Raw genomic sequence first — 20,648 nt, forward strand, 5'->3', positions numbered from 1 at the left:
GTCAGAAGGCCTTGTAGACGAAATCGGGTGATTTGTGCAGCAGTGTCGTGATCACGACGATTGCCATCATCTTGCTCGCAAGCGAAAGATTCCTGCCGATCAGGCTGTCACGAGCTGACAATAGGAAAGTCGGCGCAGCCAGGTGCGGGACTACACGGTCGGTAATGAACCAGAACAGCGCGAATGCGCCGCCGATCGCAAGGAACGCGCCCAGAATCCCGGTCAATCCAAGCCTTCCGATCAAGCGGTCGAAATCCGACAGCTCAGGTACCCATAGGCAGGTTAATGCCAGCACGAAATAGGCGATGGTGGTGCCGCGCGAGAGATAGATATAGGCGGTCCTGTCGGTTAGTGCCCGGTAGCGCTTCTTGCCGAGGCGCCCGGTCCACGCAACCTGCCAGAGCTTGTTCACACATGCGCCTGCGCCCATCAGGAGTCCGTAGATCACGAATACTGCGGTCGTCCCGTGCCAAACGCCCATGACGAGGAACGTCACAAAGAACGCGAGCACGCCCAGATAGGCTGTCAATGCAGGCGCTGGGAACCACGACATCAGGAGCATGACAAGCGGATTGAAGAGATAGAACTTGAACCACTGCGACAACGTCATGTGCCAGCGCTGCCAGAACTCCAGGAAGGTGCGGGCAGAGAACGGTCGGTCGAAGTTTTCGGGCAGCTCCTGCTCCAGCAGAACCCCGCTGCCGATGACAATGTCCATGTAGCCGGAGAAATTATAATAGAGATAGACGGCGTAGAGCGAGGCGGCTGCGGCATAGAGGCCGTACAGCTTCAGCACGGGCAAATCGGCGGCCTGGAGGAGCTGGGGCTTCAGAAACGAAAAGCCGTATTCGGCCGTAGCCGCGACGATGACAAACTTCACATAGCCCGTGATGATTCGCGCGAAGGCGTCGTAGACCTTGGCTGAATCGAGGTCGAATGCCGCTACGCCATCAGTGGCCCAAAAGTCCTGATAGCGCTGGATCGGGCCTGAGACGAAGCAGAGAAAGTTGCAGGTGTATCGGAAGAAGGCGAGAGGGCCGATTCTTTCGCTGAGGTCGCCCGAGCGTACATCCACCATCATGTGCAATATCCGGAACAGGATGTAGGACAGGCCGATCGTCAGGTAGGGAAACGGAAGTTGACCCAGGTCTTCGAAAAAAGAGAAACGCTTCAGAAAGACGTAGCAGCCCAGAACGCTCAAGACGCCCAGCGCCAAGGCGACCGCTGACTTCCAGACTTCGAGAACCCTCACGCAGACATAGCCCAGGAGAAGAAACCCGAGCAGGGGGAGCGCTTGGACGATGTCAGTCAGATAGCTGCCGATGAAGAAGGCATTGGCCAGTCCGAATACCGCTCGCCGGTAGGGAACGGACGCACTGATGTTGTAGGCAACGACTACGGCTGCGAGAAACGCAAAGAACAGAGGGGATGTGAGACTCATTGCTTAGGGCCCGAACTGCGCTGCCTTTCCGGTACGCACCGGATCAGGCAAGCTCCAGATGTGGGTAGTCGCGCTCGACCGTCATCGGCAGTTCGCCAAGTTCAACATCGACCCCCAATTGCCATCGGGTGCTTCCGTCGGTCTCCTCGGTGGTCAAAGTGAAGCCGAGCTTCTTATAATGCTCGCGCACCATCTCGTTTCGTTCGGTCGGAATGAAGGCACCCTCCAGATTCGATATTCCTGCGGCGCGCGCAAGGAGCAGAATCTCCGCAAGCACCGCCTTTTCCACATCCCGTCCAAGAACCCGACAGCTCATAAGCCATGTGTCGATGGTCCACCAGTGCGGTCGGGAGGGTCGACAAACGACCACGCATATAATTCCGTTGTCGCCAAACTTGTCCAAGAGCCGCGCGTGCAACGTCATCACGCTGGGGTCGAGCTCGGCCTGCTCGACCTGGGTCTCGGTGTAGCGGTTCGTGGTTAGATTAAATTGGTTGCTCTTGTTGATCAATTGGGTGACGCGCGACCTCGTCGTGCGGTCGAAGCTTCCGAAGATGATCCGCATCTCGAGCGACCGGAGATAAGACTGCAGATCGGAAGTTTGGCCTTGCAGAGTGAGGCGCCGCGCGTTGGCTTGATACATGCCGGCGCGAGAGCGATCTTCTTCCGAGAAGCTGATTGCCTCGAAATAGCCGGCTGCAGCAAGCGTGCGCGCGTAGCCCGCGGGATCGCTGTCGAGTTCGGGGACGGCGACCTCGGGTATCTCCCGCCGGACCAGACCTCGCTCAGCGGGATTGTCATCGAGAAAGACCATCGATTCGAGGCCGAGGGCAAGCTCCTTTGCGATCGCGCGGATGTTTGTTGCCTTGTCATCCCAATTCGCCTGAAAGACCGCGATATGATCCTCCTTTAACAACATGTCCGGGTGTTCCCTGAAGGGCCGCCGCGCCACCTCGTCATTGTTTTTCGAGCTCACTGCCAGCACGATGCCGCGAGCCCGAAGGGCGAGCGCCAATTGCTGAACCGACAGGAACGCTTCACCCGTAGCGTCGCCTTGGGCGATCTGGATTCCCTCGAGGCCGTCGTCGCCAATCACGCCGCCCCAGACCGTGTTATCAAGATCGAGAATGAGGCAGCGGCGACTCTTTCCTCGCATGGCGCCGATGATCCGGCAGACGTGCTCGGCATATAGCGGCACGAACGTGTCCGAAAAAGGAAGCTTCGCAAGGTTCCATTGAGCCGGCGAGTGCCAGTCGGCGAGGCCGACTGTTTCGGCGATGCCGGCAACGTCGAGAAGAAGGTCGCTCGATTGAAGGACGCTCTGGGAGATCCGCCCGTTGAACCGGTCGACGATGTTCCTTGCGGTTCCCGTCAGCGCGCGATCGAAGGAGCCGAACAGTCCCTCCGGAGGAGCCGCTATGGTCTGCAGGATGCACACTGCGCCGCTGTTCTGGGAGATGGAGGAACGGATCGAGTCTAGTAGATCGATGGCCGCGCTGACGGACTGAACGGCAGCCTGTTCGTTGCCAGGGGTGGGCTGAAGTGCGAGGCCGCGATGGTCGAGGGCAACAAGGACGGCGTCCGGTCGTGCCTTGTTGAGTGCGGAGCCCGGCTGCAACGCGTCTTGCAGGAACTGATCATAGGCGCCCGTGATACATTCGAGCGAGAAGCCATGGCGTGCTGCCGTTGCAGTCAGAACAGGGACAATGAGGTCGAGAGTGCCGTTTCCGATCAGGCCCAGCCGGAACGGAGCCAACGGTTGCAGGGAATGTCCCTGCTTGCGGGCTGAAACGATGGTCCGTCCTAACCGCGCGAGCTGCTGCTCGTTGAGGGCGTGGGTCGCTAGAAACCGGATCTGTTTTCCAAGATCGACGTTTGTCGTCGCGAGCCCCTTGCAGCGGGAAGAGAAATCTTCAGGTGGTCTTGGAAGCCAAGACAGTTCTCGGTACTGTTCTACGGACACGCTCGATTCCAGCTTGTTTTTGTCAGCGAATTCAACGAATTTGCCGTACCCGATGTCGAAAATCCAGCCGATAATCTATGCACGATGTTCGAAAATAATTCGACAGTTTCATGGCTTGGCGTTGTCATCGGCGGGTGGCAAGATGGGCTTATACGGGATATGTGCTCAAAGCACTCGTTTTTGGACAACGGGTTCGGAATTAACGTTACGGTCGTGAGGATCAGTTGTCGCCTGAGTTAACCCTATCCGTCGTCATTCCGAACTACAATTATGCGAAATTTGTGGGAGCGGCGATCAAGAGCGCGCTCGAAATCCGCTGGCCGCGAGTCGAGGTCGTGGTTGTCGATGATGGATCGACCGACAATTCACTCGAGGTGATCGAGAGGTTTGCCGACAAGATCACCATTGTCAGGCAACCGAACGCTGGTCAGATGCAATCTGCCGTGAACGGTTTCCACCGCTCCACCGGCGAACTGGTCATCTTCCTGGACTCGGACGATGCCCTGCATCCCGACGTGATGAATGAAATAGCTGCGGTTTGGACGGATAAGGCCAGCAAATTCCAGTTTCAGATGAGGACCATCAACGCGGAAGGCATGCCGACGGGCAGCATCCTGCCACAGTATTTCATCACGCCTACTCCGCAGCAAATTCGTGAGTGGGTTACCTCGGCGGGTGTCTACCCCACGCCGCCTGGTTCCGGAAACGCCTACCCGCGATGGGTTGTGGAGAAGATCTTCGGTTTCAAGTCCGATTTCATTGACAGAGCGCCCGATAGCTATCTGGTAACAGCGGCGCCCGTTTATGGCGATATCGTGACGATTCCCAAGCCGCTGGTCGACTACCGCGTGCATGGCGACAATCACGGGGCATTTCTTCAACTCGAAGATGGCCGTTTCGCGCGGGAGGTGGATGTCACGATACGACGGTTCAATTTCTTCCGCGAAGTCGCTCGCAGCGCAGGCTTGTCGGTCGCGCCTGAAGCGTTGAGCAGAAACATGCTGTTCCTGTGCCTGCGCACGGCATCATACGCGTTGCGACCGGACATTCACCCCATCCCGAACGACCGCGGAGCAGCCATCTTCCTGGATTCTGTTCGGTCTCTTTCCTTCCCGCAGGGATTCTCCCTTTCTCAGCGAAGCTCATTGTTCCTGTGGACGGCATGCATGCTGCTTGGTCCGAGCCGGCTGGCGCGGGCGCTGGCCAGCTGGCGCTACGCGCCGATCAGCCGCCCCAGGTGGATGAAGGCGATCCTGAATACGCTGAGGGTCGTGCGCTAGCTCTCCTGCTGCAACGTTCGGGCGCGGTTGCTCCAGCCGAAGACCATATCGCGTCCCCAAATTCGCGCGGGCGTTTCGATCAGACGAAAAGTGATGCCGCTGATCACGACGATGCCGATCAGTGATGCAGCCAAAATGAAATCACCGATCCATCGATCTGTCTGAAATACCGGAACGTGCATCGTCGAATCGAAAAAAGACGGGATGCCAAAAATGCGCTTTAGAACGATGGCTTCGACGTACAGGAACACATAGTGCACCATGTAAACGGAGTAAGAGATCTTGCCGAGGTACTGCACGGCAGGCGTCGTCAGCACTCTTGCCAAGATGCCGGTGTCGGATTGGAAAAGTAGGACCCAGCCAACAAATACGGGCACAATCGCAACAATCTTGGCGTCCGATATCGTTCCGGCGATCAAGAAAAACGCGAACAAAAGAACTATCTGCCCAGAGCTGATCGAGCTTTGAGACAGCTTCGGAAATCGGGGGTCTTGCGTGGTCTGAAATATACACACGCCGATAAAGAAGCCGGCCAGGCATCGGACGATGCCAAGGTCATACGTCGAATTCAGATCGCCGTGCGCGAACGCAACGAAGCAAAAGCTGCCGAGCCCTGCGAGAGATAGCAGGAGGACGAGGATTCTGCTTCGCAAGAGTCCCCCTGCCGCAGCAAGGGCAAAAACCAGATAGGCAGCGAATTCGCAACTGATGCTCCAACTCGGGACGTTCCAGGTCAGATAATTAAAATTACCGAGCCCCTGAACGAGCCCCAAGTTCGCGAAGAACGACCCCCAAGAATTTGGTCCGGTGAATGCTGCACGATCGCTGGCGGTGATCATTCCTGAACTCTGCGAATAGAACTTCAGGAATTCCAATCCAAGTAGGACCAAGAGCGTGGCCAAATGCATCGGATAGACGCGAAAGAAGCGTAACCCGATGAAGCGCATCGCATCGGGCATCGATTTGATACGGTGCGAATAACTGGAACTGATTACGAAGCCTGACAAGACAAAGAAAAGGTCGACTGCCAAATACCCATTGCGGAAGAACAAATTGTGCGTGAAGTGATTCGAAACCTGGAGGTGGTAGAATACGACGAGCACAGCCGCGATTCCCCGCAGACCGTCGAGGGCGACATAGCGTCGTGTTTGGCTAACCGGCATCACCTGAATATCGCGCCCAACAATGTTGTTTGCATCTAAGGTCTGGACCAGACGAGACTGGGATAGCAATGCGGCGATGTCGGGTCTGGAAGACTTATTTCCCGGGCGATGAGTTTCGTGGCAACGAGGGTACCAGCGTCAACAGCCAGATCATCAGGGCGGAGCTGGGCTTCAGGACATAAGGGAAGATTACCCAGCTGAACAGATAAAAGTTGGAGATATCAGTCCTCAATGCGCTCGAGTACAATCTAGTGGCTACGATAGCAAAGACCAAGATCAAGCCTGTTAACCCGTACTCGTAGGTCAGCTTCGCCCAGGTCGGATCGCTCACCTCGTAGGTAAACCGGCCGATGGCGACATCTCTAAAGAAACTTCCTGGGCCGTTGCCGAGCCAGGTTGTCCATGCGCCCTGATCAAAGCTTCTACTTATCATTTCCCAGGGGGCAACGAATCTCGCGTAACCGCTGGTATTGGGAGTGGTGAACTCCGAGAGACGACCAAACCAACGATCGAGGCCGGGGAGTTCGAAGCTGTAGAGCGTGTAGAGCAGCAGGAACGCGCCCAACACCGACACCACGAAGACTGGAATTCGGCCGATTGATCTTGGCAGCAGCAGGCCGGCGGCCAAAACGATCAGACCAGATCCAGAAAGTGATGTCAGCAAACCCATCGAGAGAACGATCATAACGCCCATTCTTCTCAGCTGACGGTACTCGATCAGAAGGGCCAGAGCGGTTACCGCCGAGAGTTCGCCTGACTCGCGCAGGAAGAAGCCGTTCGCTTTTATGATTCCGCCTTCCTGGCGGAGGAACGTATAGGTGCCCGCCCCGCGGATGTCTTTGGGAAGAATGAAGTAGATGTTCGTCAGGACGTCCAGTTTGGTGATGTTGACGACGACAATTTGAACAATTGCTATCGCTGCGATGACTGTCGCCGCTGTCACATAGGCCTTGAGAATATAGTCATGAACGGACCCGATGTCGGGTCGGCGTCGGAAACGAAAAATGAATGGCGCGTAGCCCACCACCAAAAGCAAAAGCGAACTCAGAGAGCTTTGTGAGCTCGAAAACGGTATTCTGAGAAGTGACAGCGCAATCGTGCAGATCAACAGGTAGAGTGTTGGCACACTGGCAGCTGCGTGTCCCGAGACCAACAGAAAAACTGTGAAGAACGCATAGCAGATCAAATCCGAAGCGACGGGGAAATCGCCGATGTTGTAGGCGATTTGGTTGAAGAACAGAACGGAAGCAATTGCCCACCAGACAGCGAATTTTCCGACCGAGTCGAGTTGCTGATCCGGTTGGGATTGAGCAACTGGAATCGTCTCCGTTTCAATCGGGTGGGCGGCTGCCGAGCTCATTCGGGCTCCAATCTGCACAGACGAATATACGAAGGTTCGGTCGCCTGTTCGAGATTCGTCTATTCTTGGTTAGATGTCATTCTTGCCGAACAGTTTGGGCGGTCGCATTAACCCTGCCCGCCCATCTCCCGCAGAAGCGGCATGTATTGCGAGTGGAGACGCTTCAGCGTCCGACGTGTGCTGGGAACCAATTGCTTCAAGATCGAACCGATGCTCAGGGCCTCGCCAGAGAACCGCTGGTTCCATCCGTGAACCAGTGCGCGCACGACTGACTCCGGATAGACTCCCTTGAATTGCTTCGCAACGGGCTTTGAGCTCAGCAAGTCGTGCAGATAGGAGCCTTCCGGCGGAAGCAGCTCCTTGTAGTAGCCCATTTTGTCCCAGATGTTGTTGTAGAGATGGATCGAGAATGCGTCCCGGCAAAGCTCGTGGCATTCATCTCGATACTCTGGCAGGAGGAATTTGTAGAACTCATCGTAGTGAAGCGGCATGAACAGGCTTGCCGGCTTGAACGATGAGCTTTGTTTTTTGAACGTCCTGGAATTGAAGGCCTGCAGGGTGCCGAACGGGACGTCCTGGTCGAGCACGCTTTCGCTGGCAGCGACTATTCGCCCCAATTCCTTTGACGAGGGATTGAGGTTGAGGATTGCGTTGCAGATGTTCGTTCCGTTCTCCGCGATGAGGAAGTTTTCGCTGCTTTCGACCTCGAACGATTTCAGCATCACGACGTCCGAGTCGATCCAGCAGAGATGCTTTTTCAGGAACATCTTGTATCGGAAATAGTCGGAGAATTGTGCGATGTTGCGCCGGCCATCGGTAATGAAACGATCGATGTACGACTCATCCACGATCTCGTTGGCATCGCCTTGGGTTATGCCGGGGGGCAGGCCGTCGAACGGCTTGTACGAATAGAGCACGACGCTGTGGCCAAACTCGGCAAATGAAAGGAGCGAGGCCTTTTCGTACGGCGAGAGCGGGCCGAGCCAAAAGGATCCAAAGGTGCTCATATCCTGGTTTCCTGTGGAGGGGGCCGGTTAACGATGAACGTGCCATGCGCGTGACGGCATCGGCTGTTCGTCAGGCTCAGATTTAGGTGCCGCCGTCAAGACGGCACATTCAAAGGAGAGCCCGGTGTATGCGCACTGCGGAGCTTTCCAGGCCAAATCTGTCGGAAAACATCGCGAAAAGTCTGGTCTGGCCCTGATTCAAGAGCTCCAGATTGTCGATATTCTCGACGATTTTGGTGCCTAGCCCTGTCACGCCTTCTGCTAGAAACATGGCAGACTGCTCCTCTTCGGTTGTGCCGGCAATGGCGTTTTTCAGGCCGAAGATTGGCAATCTTGCAAATGCATAGTCTAGCATCTTCAACTTGAAGCCCCCGCCGAAGAGCTCCGGCACGAGCCCGGCTCGGCACTTGCTGGCGATCTCCGAGATGTCCGGCAGGCGACCATGAAAGACCAGGTGCGATTTCAATGACGCATACCGGTCGCGAAGCGGCTCGGGGACGCCACCGACTACATTCAGCGATATTCCGTGGAGCTTGAATTGCGACAGAAGGCTGTCGATCAGGATATCGAGGTTTCTTTGCTTGGCGACCCAATCGAAGGATCCAAGAAGGAGCAGGGCTCGCGGCGTATCCGATGTCAGGGAGCGCGGGGGAGTAGCCTGGCCGAGGAAGACCGGCGGGAGCACGTATGTCCTTTTGACCGAGCGGCCGAAGTAGGATGCGTCTTCGTCGGTGATGCAAATCACCGCGTCGGCGAATTGCAGAATCTTGTCCTCCTGGCTTCTATATTTGCTCGCGTCGTATCCCATGAGCAGGCGACGTGCCGGACTGTCAAAATTCCGGGCAATCTCGCGTCGAATGAGTCCTTCGGCGTTGTGCGCGACATAGCAGATTGACGCGGATTGCCGACGGCTCAGGATAATGTCGAGGAAACCCGAAGAGTATGCATGGTCGATCACGATCCAGTCCCAGCGCCGGCTCAGCAGCTCGAGCAACTTCGCTCTGAGATCGGGAGTTGCCAGAAAGTATGCGTCCTTCGGTAGCGGCGAGATCAGGCTGAACGCTGCGGAGACCTGTGACGGAGGTGTGTCGACGCAGTTGATCTGTGGCAGACCGAGAAAGGGCATTTCGATGGCCTGCTCGCTTCTCCTCGATCCGACGACAGTAACCTCGGCCTCATTCGTCAGAGCAAGCGATTTGATGAGGCCCGCAGAGTAGAGCGCGTCGCCGCTGAAAAGCGGGCTTGGCAGGCGGCCGGAGATCCACAATATCCTTTTCAAGAGTTCAGGCTCCCGCCCCAGCTCGAACGAGCCATGCTGGTTACCTGCCGAAGACATTTCACCCGACGGCTCGGGTCACAGCTATCGCAAGATTGAAATTTCAAGGCTGTACATCCACGCGCAAGAGCTGGCAGCTCCGAGCCTTGACGGGTTGCCGCAAGTCGGTCGAGCAGGAGGCTGGCGCCGGCAGCGTTTGCTTGGCGCCTTTCGCGTCAACCGTCTCCGCAATGAGAGTTGCATCGAACCGGAAGCGACCGGGCCGTTGAAGGGCTGGCAACGATATGTCGACGGCAGCCGTGCCATCGGGGCGTTTGGCCAGCGTCGCAAGATCAAGTTTTTGGCTTGCAGAAGTCACCGTTGTCCCCGTCGCTTCATCCATGACGGACACGCGCAGCGTTCGTTCAGATGGATACTGCTCCGGAAACTTGATCGGCACGGTCAGGTTTAGGCGATTGCCGGTCATCGGCAATGCGACGGCGCCGGAATTTGCGCGGGTGTCCCCGATATGATCCATTCTCAGGAATTCCGGCTTGGGCATGTCATTCGGCGCGTCGGCGTAGCCGAACTCGTGCGGATCGGGCGTCATATCGCTCGGCCCGCACTGTCGCTTGCCCTTGTCAGACGAAGTAAATTGGCACACGCGAACATAGTCCACTCTGAATTTCTGAGGGAATGCGCTCTCGTCAATGCCATGGCGGCCAGCCCAACCGCCACCGACCGCGAAATTGAAATCGATGTGGGCAGGTGGGCCCAGCTGGCCGTCTCTCCGAAGCCATTGATACGTTTTTGTGTAGATCCGATGACCATCCCAAAACAAGGTGATCCGGTCCGGTTGCCACGCCATGCCAGCAACATGCCAGCCTTCGTTGAGGTTCTCCTTGCCCATCATTTCAGCAAATTTCGTCTGAAACGAAGGGTCCGTAAACACGTAATCACCACGTCCTGCAGCATTGGAGTGCAGCATATTCGGCCTGTCTTCCACGCCGTTTATGACGTACTCAAAAATGTCGATTTCAGGAGGGTGCCACGTTCGTCCGTCCTGATCGTAATCGGCTTCGAGCCAGAATGCGGGCCAGATGCCCTTGCCGGACGGGAGAAACACGCGGGCTTCATAGTAACCATAATAGAAAGTCCGATGGCTGCGGATCAGCCCCGAGTCGAACAGGCTTGTTCCCGGCTTCTTTTCGGCGGTGAGATCCAGAACACCGCCGGAGAGCGTGATCTGGCTATCGCGGTAACGCTGGATCTCGTCATTGAAGTGGTCCAGCGTTTCATTGTTGTAGATGAAACGTGTGGCCCACTTGTTCCGATCCAGCTGATTGCCGTTAAAATCGTCCGAGAAAACCAGCTCCCATCCCGCAGATTTCGCGGGTGAGATCGGCAAGGTTGCCAAGATCACCGCTGCGGCAGAAACAAGATTTACGAAGCGCTGATACATGCTTGATGCCCTCGTTTGTAAACTGTATCTCAAACTGGTAGTGAAAGAACAATCGAATTCTCGTAAGCTAAAGCTGTGATTGTGGCCTAGTTCCCGCTCTTCAATGCTTGCGACCGGGCGCCGGTCGCTGACATTCACTTTCTGCCGCGAGGTGTATCTCTGTGAACCTGCACGATTCAATGACCGTCTCGGTCGTGATACCGACCTATAACCGTGCCGACAGGATAGAAGGAGCAATTCGAAGTGCACTCGCTCAGAACCCGAGGCCTCTCGAAATTATTATCGTAGATGATGGCTCTACCGATTTGCCGGACACGGTTTGGCTCACGGACATCGATCCTTGCGTTCGTATTATCCGTCACGAACGCAACCGCGGAGGCAATGTAGCGCGCAATACGGGGATTGATGCAGCCCGTGGCGATCTGGTCGCTTTTCTTGATGCTGATGATCGATGGTTCCCCAACAAAATGGCGGTACAGCTATCTCAGATCGGAGGTCGAAATTCGGGCAACTACTTCGTTTGCGCGAATGCACTGTTGGACGGAGGAACTTGGAACGGTATACCGATAAACGCTCGTCCGCCTCACCAGGGAGAGGATATCAGCAGATACTTCCTGGTTCACTGCTACACATTTCAGACTTCGACTCTCCTGGTGCCTACTCAGCTTGCAAAGGCCGTGCGGTTTGATGAGAGACTGAAGAGACACCAAGACGTGGACTTTGGACTCCGTCTCGTTAAAGGGGGAGCGGAATTTCTCTACTGGCATGAGCCGTTGGCTGCTTGGTGGAGTGAGCACGATCCGAACCGCGTTTCGGTGCAGAAGTCGATAGATCCCACTTTAGTCTGGTTGCGGGTGGCTGGTCATTTGATGACCTCGGATGCCGCGGCGGCGCTGTATTTCCGGCACGCATTTCGGGGGCAGCTGTCGAAGAAGCCGCTATTGGCGGCATTCACGGGGCTGCGGCTCGGCTTCAAAGATCGGCAATCCGCAAAATGGGTATTCAGGCGGATGCTGAAAGCCTTGCGGAGACAGCCAGTTGTGCTTCCTCCCCCGATGAAAGGCAATCCGCACGACACCACGATGGCGTGTTAGGTGAAACTTCTGCGCCACGCGCTTCCTGCCTTATGTCCGGCTAGGTTAAGGAACGAGGGCACGCTTCGGCTTGAAATAGCAATCCATCTCGATCAGTCGATCCTTTTCTGGATGCACGGAGAACATCCCCGCTAGCTCAAAGCCCGCTTTGTCATACAATCGAATGACTTCCGTCCAGTCGGGGACGTCTTCGTACAAGCGCTTGATCGAGAGTTCGCTCTTTAGGCCGACGAGAGATTGATGCACTCCTGCGGCTCCATTAAACACTCGAATATCAAAACCTTGGGTGTCCATCTTGAGAAACGGGCGGCTAAAATCAAATTTCTTTGCCAGATCTTGGAATGTTTCATCTAGCCGCCTGACTTCAACAGTAACGACTTCTTTGACGACATTGTGCTTTTCGTAATCGGAAGCTTCACGCGTCGTTGGAGCCAAGAACGAATTGAAAACGCGCGTTGCCATGATATTGAAAGCCGCTGACCCGTTGGCGTCACCCAAAGCAAGATTTGCGGCATGCCAATTGCCGTCTGCACGCGCGCACCTTTCCAGTTCTCGGAAGCAACCAGGGTCGGGTTCAAAGGAAATTATCCTTCCCTGATAACCTAACATCCTCAGTTCATTTCCAAACTGACCAACATTCGCTCCAACATCGAGGACGCAATCGACAGCGTACTTTCGAAGGAACGAACTAAGAAAATTATGCTCTGGCCAAGCGGCACGTCTGCTCGGCGGCACGACGGACCATCCTTGTCGATAGATCAAGGGCGCAAGCGCACGCCCAAGGTGCCTCCTGATCGATGTCATCTTGGCTCCGAAACCATTGACCGCGTACGTTTAGCAATTGGCTAGAAAATCGATAAATGTTTGTCCAACCTCCGTCATCCGGTTCAAATTTTGGAGTAATGTTGCCGCGCGCCGTTCATTCATGATGTCAGGAGCAAGGGGATATGCATTTTCGCAGGCTGGCATCGGTCATTGCCGCCGAACAATTTAGCCCAATTCGTGGCCGCTGGCGGGGTGACAAATGATTGTGTTTGTCATGCTGGTTGGTCCTGGTGAAGCAGATATCGCGATCGATTCTCTGACCTGGGCCTTGCGACTTTATCCGGGCACGATCGCCTGGGTGCGAGAGGACAAGACAAACGATGGCACTCGCGAAAAGCTTGAGGAGTTTGCAGCGAGCTCTCCAGGCCGTGTCCATTTGGAAAGCAATCCAACCAGCCAAGGTTATTTGGGAATTGCCGTGTCTATGTTTCGTCTTTACGAAACCTTGATTACCCGCTTCCCGCAGTTGGAGATGGCAATTCAGCTTGATCCGGATGCGTGCCTTCTGAGAGAAGGAATGGTCGACTTGGCGCGCGAGAGGTTTGCGGCAAACGGACCCGGGATGATTGGGGCATATATGTGTTCCCCCACAGGAGCGGTACGAGACCATCGGTTGTGGCGAAACAAATTCATCAAGGATCTGTCACCTGTCGGACGCGATCTCAAGACTAATAAGCTGCGGTTCGGATTTCCGTTCTACACGACGCACCTGCTGAAGGCGTTCAAGCATCACTACAAGCTGGGGCATCACGTATTGTCTTCATTCTACATTCTTCATGGTGATACGATCAGAGCGCTCAAGGAGAGTGGTTTCTGGGCCGCGATGCCAGAGGGGGGAAGTCGGCAAATAAAGGGGGATGATCCCTTGTTGTCGCTTGGGACCCTCGCCGCGGGACACAAATTGATTGAACTCAACGATCATTCTGTTGGCGCCATTCAGACGTGGATACAGTTTCGTCCGCCGATACCGTTGAGTCCAAAGGAAATCGTGGACCGGCGACTGATCGCCATTCATCCTGTCAAGTCTGACAAGGATGGCGCTGCTCTAAGAACGGAAGTGCGATCCTTGTTAGGTCAAGTTTCTTCCAGCCAAAATTGAGTTTTGGAATTGTGGCTGTTCTCAAGGCCACTGTTCCCGCCAATCTCGGCCTGGGGTGGTGCCATCGATCGAGCGGATTTGCTTCGGAGAGTCGCTGGCTCCAGCGGGCAATCTCATTGCCTTCGACGTCATCGTCAAATACAGCATCACGGCGGTGCCGTACTGACGCCGGTCGTGTGCGTTAGGGCCGGAGGACGGGTTTCGCGCCGGATCTCTAGACAATCTGACAATCTAACTACTTCGTAGACATCAGATTGCCAGGCCTTAGCTAATGTTGCATTTTGGCTTTTCGCGGATAGAAGCTCGATAGCTATGCTTCCGGTCTGCGAGGCCGATGATGCATTGAAGGACTCGGATGAACAGAACGCCAGGCTCAGCCCTTACCAACGTTCAATGGAATGCGATGTCGCAGATCGCGCGTGTGGGGCTTCAGCTCTCTAGCGTCATGGTGATGGCGCGCATATTGCCGACATCGGATTTCGGCCTATTGGCGATGGCGACCATCGTCACGAACTTCGCGGGAATCTTTCGCGACATGGGTACCTCGGCTGCCATCATTCAGAGGCAGCAATTGTCGGGTGAGCTTCTCGACACCGTCTTCTGGTTCAGCCTTCTATTCGGGTTCGTTGTGGGTGGACTCATTGCGATTACCTCGCCTCTGGTAGCAAGGGCATTTAACGAGCCTGGGGTGCAGCCTTTGCTGATCGCATTGTCCCTGGCTTTCCCAATTGCTTCGTCGGGCGCAACTCATTTGGCGCTGCTCGAACGAAGCAGTCGTTTTCGCAGCGTTGCGATCATTGAGACTCTTTCGACAGCTTGCGGGGTGATCGCGGCCATTGTTGCGGCTCTCTCAGGTGCCGGCGCAACGAGCTTGGTCATTCAGACTCTGATCGGAACAGCTCTTTCTACGATGATTTTCTGGCGTATCTCGCGGTGGAAGCCAGGACTTCAATGGAGCAAGGCGGAACTTTTTGGCGTCGTTGGCTTCAGTGGAAATCTCGTTGCATTCAATGTCGTCAACTATTTCACACGAAACGCCGATGCCATTCTGATCGGAAGATTTTTGGGCCCGATTGCGCTCGGCTACTACAGCATCGCATACCGAATTATGCTTTTTCCCCTCCAGAACCTCACTTTTGTGCTCAATCGAGCGCTTCTGCCGATTTTCAGCGGACACCAGAAAAATCCCGCGTTAATTGGACGCCAATATCTTAGATTGTTGCAGTTCATTTTCGTCATCTCCGCTCCCCTGATGCTGGGGCTTTGGTCCGTCCGAGAGGCGTTCGTAGTCTTCGTTTTGGGTGAGAAATGGCGGGCTGCATCCGATATCGTTGCCTGGCTGGCGCCGACCGGCCTTTTGCAATCCGTCGTGTCGACGACAGGTACAGTATTGATTGCGACTGGAAAGACGCGATTGATGCGAAACCTTGGGCTCGTATGTTCGCTCATCTTCGTGACAAGCTTCGTATTGGGGTTGCCGCAGGGTGCGGTAGGTGTTGCGAGAGCATACTTCTTTGCCAACCTTCTGACGTCATTGATTTACCTTCATTATACGGTGATCCAGGTCCATTTGCGGCTCTCCGACGTCGCGATTAGCCTGTGTCGGCCTTTGCTGGCGGCGATTGTGATGGTGGCCTTGGTCATCTCGATCGAGAACTTCATTTTGCCAGGATCATGGCATCAGATCGTTCAGCTTGCGTCACTTGTTGTGGTCGGCACAGCGATCTATGTGGCCACCATGGTCGTCGCTGCTCGTGATATTGTTGCGGATATGAGGGCTACGGTACTCAAAAGGGCCTGAGCATTCGGAGGAGAGCCTATGGCACTGAGGGCGCGTCTCAAAGAGGTCATTCACAGGCTCGACGCGGGAACCCGCGGGGCCAGCATGGAAACTGTGTATCAGCACATCTTTGAGCGGGATCTTTCATCCATCAATGCGGATGGCGTCAGGTTCTATCCTGTTGGTTCTGCCGCAAACTATGGCCTCTTGTACCTTCTCTTGAGGGCGGCGCTCGATTATCCGATCAAGGAAGTGCTTGAGCTCGGCGCGGGCCAGACGTCTATTCTGTTCGATCTACTGGTCAGGAAGGGCGTGCTGAAATCCCGCGTGAGGACGCTGGAGCACGATCAGGGATGGGCCTATCGGGTTTCTCAGCAAGTGTCGCACGATGTCATCAGGACGTCGCTCGTTCCGAAACAGGTTCAAGGCAGGAAGATCGCCGGTTATGATTTCGCGCCGCTGACGAAGAGCAGCATTGAGCTTCTCGTGATCGACGGCCCTCCTGCCGGTGTAGCAGAGAACCGGTTTTCTCGCCTTGCCGCCGTGGAGCTCATCGATTGGATCAATCCGTCCAGCTTCATCATCGTTGTTGACGACGCTGGGCGGGAGGGTGAAATGCTACTGATCCGCGAAATCCAATCCCATTTGGCGGCAAGGAAAATCGCGTTTCAGGTCGGAGGCGTTGTGTCCAACAAGGCGCAGATCATCATTGCCGGTGGCGATTACGTGGGGGCTGCCTACTACTGAGCATCCATTTCCGACGATTCCGTTCGCCTCTAAAGGGTGGCTGGACATGCCAACCGGCTCGGTCCAACCCCGGCTCGGGCTGCCGCCTTCTTGGTATCGGGATGCAGCTGTCACCCGATCCACTCGTAGGTCGTTGACGGTAACAGTAGCTTCTGTCGTGAGATGCAGTTGCGTCGACACTACGTGCGCGAAACTATGACAGGACCTCGATCCAAAAAGAGAGGCCGGGCTTATTGGTGCCTGGGTATGTTGTTGGGATTCCCAACTTGGAGACGAGAGGCGCTGTTTCCGGATTGGTCGATACAAAATAATTTGGAAGCACCACGCGGTATCGAGACATGCCTCCCAGTAGCATTGCGCCAAGAGCATATTGCTCCGAATAGAGCCGCAAGTTCCACTCAGGAATATAGTCGTCAGGCCAAAAGATATCGTGAAGATGTACAAGGACACCCGGTTTAAGGCGAGGCAAAACGTCCAATAGGAAGACGGTTGTATCGGAATTCGTGAACATCCGGTGAGAGCCATCAAAGAAGGCGATGTCGTTGGGAGCAAGGTTTTCGAACGCCTGGAGGTCCACAAGCTCTAACGGGACGCGCGTAACTTCGTCGCAAATGTCGTCGATCTCGCTGCGCGGATGCGGGTCTATTGAGCGGAGCTTTGTCTCCGATCCAGCGGCGCCAATCGCGGCGCGAGCAAACTTCGTTGAAAAGCCGCTTCCGATTTCGAGATAGGTCTTGGGCGATCTCTCATTTATAAAAAACATAAGAGACGCAGCATCGAGCGTGCTGAACCAGATATTGTTCCAATATGGCGCTGTTTGAGAAGCGGCCTCAAATGGAATGTCGGAAAAAGCACGCTTGTATTTTTCAAATCCATTTATGAGCTTCTTGAAGTCTTCCAACTGAGACGCAAGAACTCGTTCTATCTGTGGATGCGATTTCTGACCGTGACCCCATCTGGGATGAGGATCGATCGGATAGTAATCGTTGGCGATGCCGCTCCATCGCGGCTTTCCATTGTCCGCTCGGCTAATGTCGAACCCAACACGATTGAAAAGCTGCCTGACCAACTTTTTCATCTCGATGCTCCGGTCAAGGTAGGGCAGTTTGCCCTACCAGTCGAAGTTGCCGAGCGCGAATGCAGACTCAACTCGGTCGTGGCTTGAGGGTGACTCAAGGATACCGGAGCTCAAGACCTCACGCAGCTATCCTATTTCTTCGGACTTGCCGCTCGATCCACTCATAGGTCTTTTCGAGGCCTGAGCGGAGCGAGGCAGAGGGCTTCCAGCCGAGCTTCTGTCCGATCAGGCGGTTGTCCGAATTGCGGCCGCGCACGCCAAGCGGGCCGGGGATGTGCTTCTTGTGAAGCTTCTTGCCGGCAATGTCGGCGACGATGTCGACGAGCTGATTGATGGTGACCATCTCTTCCGAACCGACGTTGACAGGGCCTTCGAAGTCCGACCGGGTCAGGCGGATCGTTCCTTCCAGGCATTCGTCGATGTAGAGGAAAGAGCGGGTCTGGGTGCCGTCGCCCCAGATCTCGATCTCGCCGCCGCTGATCGACTGCGCGACCTTGCGACAGACCGCGGCCGGCGCCTTCTCCTTGCCGCCCTCCCAGGTACCCTCGGGTCCGAAGATGTTGTGATAGCGTGCAACGCGATTGCGCATGCCATGATTGCGGTTGTAGGCGAGGTAGAGGCGCTCCGAGAACAGCTTCTCCCAGCCATACTCACTGTCGGGATTCGCCGGGTAGGCGGAATCCTCCGCGCAGTTCGGATTGTTGGGGTCCATCTGGTTGTGTTCGGGATACATGCAGGCCGATGACGAATAGAACATGCCACGCACGTTCCGCTTCTGGCAGGCATCGAGCATGTTCAGATTGATCGTGGCGGAGTTGTGCATCACATCGGCGTCGTGCTCGCCGGTGAAAATGTAGCCAGCTCCGCCCATGTCGGCGGCAAGCTGATACACCTCGTCGAACCTGCGATCCGTGATCTGGCGGCAGAAATACTGATCCCGGAGATCGCCGACCGCGAAATCATCCGCCTCAGTTTCCGCGAAGGGAGGGAACTTGAGGTCGACACCTCGAACCCAGAACCCTTCGCGCTTCAGCCGCTTGACCAGGTGCCCGCCGATGAAGCCCCCTGCACCGCAAACCAGGGCAGTCTTAGTCATGAATTTCCCTTTCTCGCACGGATGGCATATTGGAATACTGTTTCGAAACGGTCCGCGACCCGCTTGATGTCGTAATTGTTCAAAGCAAAATTCCTACCACTTTCGGCTGCACCTATTCGCAATGCATCCTCGTCCATTAACCGAAGCGCCGAGCGCAAGAAACCCTCGCTGTCAGCGGGATCGACGACGAGACCTGCGCCGATCCGGCGCACCACCTGCGACGCAAGGTTTTCCGCCGGAGCGGCCAGCAGTACTGGGCGTTGTGCGCAAAAATATGACTGCACCTTGGAGGGAACCGAGAACATTCCGGCGTCCGGCTCGATCGTTGCGACCGTCACATCCGACGTCGCAAGTACCTTGGGAAGATCGGAGAAGGGTTGCAGCGGAAGGAGGATCAGGTTGTCGATCCGTTGTTCCCGCTTGGCATTCTCGAGCGTCGCAACGCCGACCCCCTGGCTCACGACCACAACATTGGCGCGCCCCTTCACTTCCCTGGCGAGGTCGATGAGCAAATGAGGATTGTGCTTCAGCGCGAGCGTGCCGGAGTAAAGGTAGTTGAAAGTGTCGGCGAGCGCGTGACGGCGCGCCCAGTCATTGTCCTTCGATAGAGGCGAGATCTCGTTTAATGCGCCCCAGTTCTCGATCGTGAAGATTTTGTCCTTGGCGCGAACCCAGTTTCTCGCAACGTCGGCAAAGGAATCGGTGATCACGACGATCGCGTCGGAATTCGCAAACTGTCCGCGCTCGAGAAACGTATAATAGGCGCCGATGACAGCGCCTGCGGCCCCCATTTTTTTTCGCAGCAGTTTCGAAACGGCGATGCTGTAAAAATCCTGGACCCAGAACACGAAGGCAGCGTCGCTCTTGTGGGACGCCTTGACGATAGCCGACTGAGCTTCGGTGGGCGTGTTTCCCGAGATGACGAGGTCCGGCTTCGAGGCGAGCATCAGTTCTGCGACCGCCTTCCCGTAAGCGACATCGTCAAACCGGCGCCGCACGAATGACGCCTTGTCATAGGGGCGCGACAGAGCCACGCCTTTGAAGGACAGGTTGATCGGATCGGAGCAGGAGCGTTCGAGCCGACCCTTGGGGCCAGGATCGCCCTGAAAATAGGCGTGGGTGACCTGATGTCCTCGTGCGGCGAGTTCGCGGCTTAAATCAACCTGAAACGGGTGGCCAGCGTAGTCGTGAACCAAAATATTCAATCTAGCACCTGGCTCACGCTCAAATTTTCGCCGGATCCGTTTATAAATGACATGCCCTAATCCATGTGTACTGTCCATTGTTCTGTACCTTAACCGTTAACGGCATGACAGACTTATGTGATTTGAACAGTTGGAATAGTACTTGCTAGCAGATATGTGAGCGTCAAATGACAGGGGGACTGTTTGTGACTGATTTGTGTTCGCGGGATATTGCCCACTCCAGTGGACAGCGCATTATCCCCCTGATTATGTGCGGCGGCGCGGGCACGCGGCTATGGCCGGCTTCGCGCGAGGTGCGCCCGAAACAGTTTTTGCCGCTGTTCGGCACGCGCTCGACGTTTCAGGACACGCTCTTGCGCGTCTCCGATGGCGCGCTGTTCGATCGTCCGATCGTCATCACCAATGCGGCCTATCGCTTCATGGTGCTGGAGCAGCTCGCCGAGATCGGCATCGAGGCCGATGTGTTGCTGGAGCCGACGCGGCGCGACTCGGGACCGGCGATTGCGGCCGGAGCTGCCTTTGCGCAGAGCCGCGACAACGAGGCGATCGTGCTGGCGCTCGCCGCCGATCACGTCGTGCGTGACGCTGCCGCGTTCGTCGCGGCTTGCCGGCAGGGGCTGGTTGCGGCGGGCGAAGGCTACATCGTCACCTTCGGCGTCAAGCCGGAACGGCCGGCGACGGAATATGGCTACATCAATCCCGGGGAAGTGGTCACGGGCGAGGTGCGCGTGGTCACCAAATTCGTCGAGAAGCCGGACGCGGTGAAGGCGGCCGACTACGTCAATTCGGGTTA

Annotated in this window: 17 protein-coding genes; 6 read left to right on the forward strand and 11 right to left on the reverse strand. The window is 55.8% G+C overall.

All coding sequences use genetic code 11. The annotated features are described in order from the left end of the window. Nucleotide 1: 1 nt before the first annotated feature. Together Q3C01_RS34825 and Q3C01_RS34830 are read right to left on the reverse strand one after the other, a co-directional pair. The gene (locus Q3C01_RS34825) at nucleotides 2-1,441 is read right to left on the reverse strand and encodes an MBOAT family O-acyltransferase (RefSeq protein WP_458149788.1); all 1,440 of its coding nucleotides are present in this window, start codon (nucleotides 1,439-1,441) and stop codon (nucleotides 2-4) included. A 43-nt stretch (nucleotides 1,442-1,484) separates the two neighbouring features. Continuing rightward, nucleotides 1,485-3,404 (reverse strand): HAD-IIIC family phosphatase, encoded by a 1,920-nt coding sequence (locus tag Q3C01_RS34830; protein ID WP_458149789.1) that lies wholly within the window; start codon nucleotides 3,402-3,404, stop codon nucleotides 1,485-1,487. A 224-nt stretch (nucleotides 3,405-3,628) separates the two neighbouring features. On the opposite strand from Q3C01_RS34830, the gene Q3C01_RS34835 reads away from it, so the two are divergent. Next, nucleotides 3,629-4,684 carry a glycosyltransferase family 2 protein gene (locus Q3C01_RS34835; protein ID WP_458149790.1) on the forward strand — a complete coding sequence of 352 codons (1,056 nt, stop codon included), beginning with the start codon at nucleotides 3,629-3,631 and terminating at the stop codon, nucleotides 4,682-4,684. Here Q3C01_RS34835 and Q3C01_RS34840 read toward each other — a convergent pair. The 5 genes from Q3C01_RS34840 to Q3C01_RS34860 form a co-directional block, all read right to left on the reverse strand. Further along, entirely contained in the window at nucleotides 4,681-5,847 is a 1,167-nt protein-coding gene (locus Q3C01_RS34840; RefSeq protein WP_458149791.1) for an acyltransferase family protein, read from the reverse strand. The two genes, Q3C01_RS34835 and Q3C01_RS34840, sit on opposite strands and share 4 nt — an antisense overlap. Before the next feature lie 94 nt (nucleotides 5,848-5,941). Beyond that, the gene (locus Q3C01_RS34845) at nucleotides 5,942-7,207 is read right to left on the reverse strand and encodes a hypothetical protein (protein ID WP_458149792.1); all 1,266 of its coding nucleotides are present in this window, start codon (nucleotides 7,205-7,207) and stop codon (nucleotides 5,942-5,944) included. 107 nt (nucleotides 7,208-7,314) lie between these two features. After that, complete coding sequence (locus Q3C01_RS34850) at nucleotides 7,315-8,214, reverse strand: hypothetical protein (protein ID WP_458149793.1); 900 nt, start codon at nucleotides 8,212-8,214, stop codon at nucleotides 7,315-7,317. A gap of 109 nt (nucleotides 8,215-8,323) precedes the next feature. Next, nucleotides 8,324-9,493: a glycosyltransferase gene (locus Q3C01_RS34855; RefSeq protein WP_458149794.1), complete on the reverse strand. Its 1,170-nt coding sequence runs from the start codon at nucleotides 9,491-9,493 to the stop codon at nucleotides 8,324-8,326. A 100-nt stretch (nucleotides 9,494-9,593) separates the two neighbouring features. Continuing rightward, on the reverse strand, nucleotides 9,594-10,931 hold the full coding sequence (locus Q3C01_RS34860) for a glycoside hydrolase family 16 protein (protein ID WP_458149795.1): 1,338 nt from the start codon (nucleotides 10,929-10,931) through the stop codon (nucleotides 9,594-9,596). A gap of 161 nt (nucleotides 10,932-11,092) precedes the next feature. Here Q3C01_RS34860 and Q3C01_RS34865 point away from each other — a divergent pair, with 161 nt between their 5' ends. Next, complete coding sequence (locus Q3C01_RS34865; RefSeq protein ID WP_458149796.1) at nucleotides 11,093-12,025, forward strand: glycosyltransferase family 2 protein; 933 nt, start codon at nucleotides 11,093-11,095, stop codon at nucleotides 12,023-12,025. A 45-nt stretch (nucleotides 12,026-12,070) separates the two neighbouring features. On the opposite strand, the gene Q3C01_RS34870 is transcribed toward Q3C01_RS34865, so the two are convergent. Beyond that, entirely contained in the window at nucleotides 12,071-12,829 is a 759-nt protein-coding gene (locus Q3C01_RS34870; protein ID WP_458149797.1) for an FkbM family methyltransferase, read from the reverse strand. A 220-nt stretch (nucleotides 12,830-13,049) separates the two neighbouring features. Between Q3C01_RS34870 and Q3C01_RS34875 the strand changes: the two genes are divergently transcribed. The 3 genes from Q3C01_RS34875 to Q3C01_RS34885 all read left to right on the forward strand — a co-directional run bounded on the left by Q3C01_RS34875 (nucleotide 13,050) and on the right by Q3C01_RS34885 (nucleotide 16,476). Beyond that, complete coding sequence (locus tag Q3C01_RS34875; protein ID WP_458149798.1) at nucleotides 13,050-13,949, forward strand: hypothetical protein; 900 nt, start codon at nucleotides 13,050-13,052, stop codon at nucleotides 13,947-13,949. 355 nt (nucleotides 13,950-14,304) lie between these two features. After that, the gene (locus Q3C01_RS34880; protein WP_458149799.1) at nucleotides 14,305-15,750 is read left to right on the forward strand and encodes an MOP flippase family protein; all 1,446 of its coding nucleotides are present in this window, start codon (nucleotides 14,305-14,307) and stop codon (nucleotides 15,748-15,750) included. A gap of 18 nt (nucleotides 15,751-15,768) precedes the next feature. Next, on the forward strand, nucleotides 15,769-16,476 hold the full coding sequence (locus Q3C01_RS34885) for a hypothetical protein (protein ID WP_458149800.1): 708 nt from the start codon (nucleotides 15,769-15,771) through the stop codon (nucleotides 16,474-16,476). Nucleotides 16,477-16,669: 193 nt separating this feature from the next. Here the strand turns inward: Q3C01_RS34885 and Q3C01_RS34890 are convergent, their stop codons facing one another. From Q3C01_RS34890 to Q3C01_RS34900, 3 genes are all read right to left on the reverse strand, one after another. Further along, nucleotides 16,670-17,554 (reverse strand): class I SAM-dependent methyltransferase, encoded by an 885-nt coding sequence (locus Q3C01_RS34890; RefSeq protein WP_458149801.1) that lies wholly within the window; start codon nucleotides 17,552-17,554, stop codon nucleotides 16,670-16,672. Between the two features lie 118 nt (nucleotides 17,555-17,672). Further along, nucleotides 17,673-18,650 carry an NAD-dependent epimerase/dehydratase family protein gene (locus Q3C01_RS34895; protein WP_458149802.1) on the reverse strand — a complete coding sequence of 326 codons (978 nt, stop codon included), beginning with the start codon at nucleotides 18,648-18,650 and terminating at the stop codon, nucleotides 17,673-17,675. Further along, complete coding sequence (locus tag Q3C01_RS34900; RefSeq protein WP_458149803.1) at nucleotides 18,647-19,933, reverse strand: glycosyltransferase family 4 protein; 1,287 nt, start codon at nucleotides 19,931-19,933, stop codon at nucleotides 18,647-18,649. The genes Q3C01_RS34895 and Q3C01_RS34900 overlap by 4 nt, the downstream gene beginning before the upstream one ends. A gap of 170 nt (nucleotides 19,934-20,103) precedes the next feature. Here Q3C01_RS34900 and Q3C01_RS34905 point away from each other — a divergent pair. Further along, nucleotides 20,104-20,648: sugar phosphate nucleotidyltransferase (locus tag Q3C01_RS34905; RefSeq protein ID WP_458149806.1), on the forward strand; the 545-nt coding region annotated here is incomplete at its 3' end.

It is taken from the genome of Bradyrhizobium sp. UFLA05-109 (genome assembly GCF_054185165.1).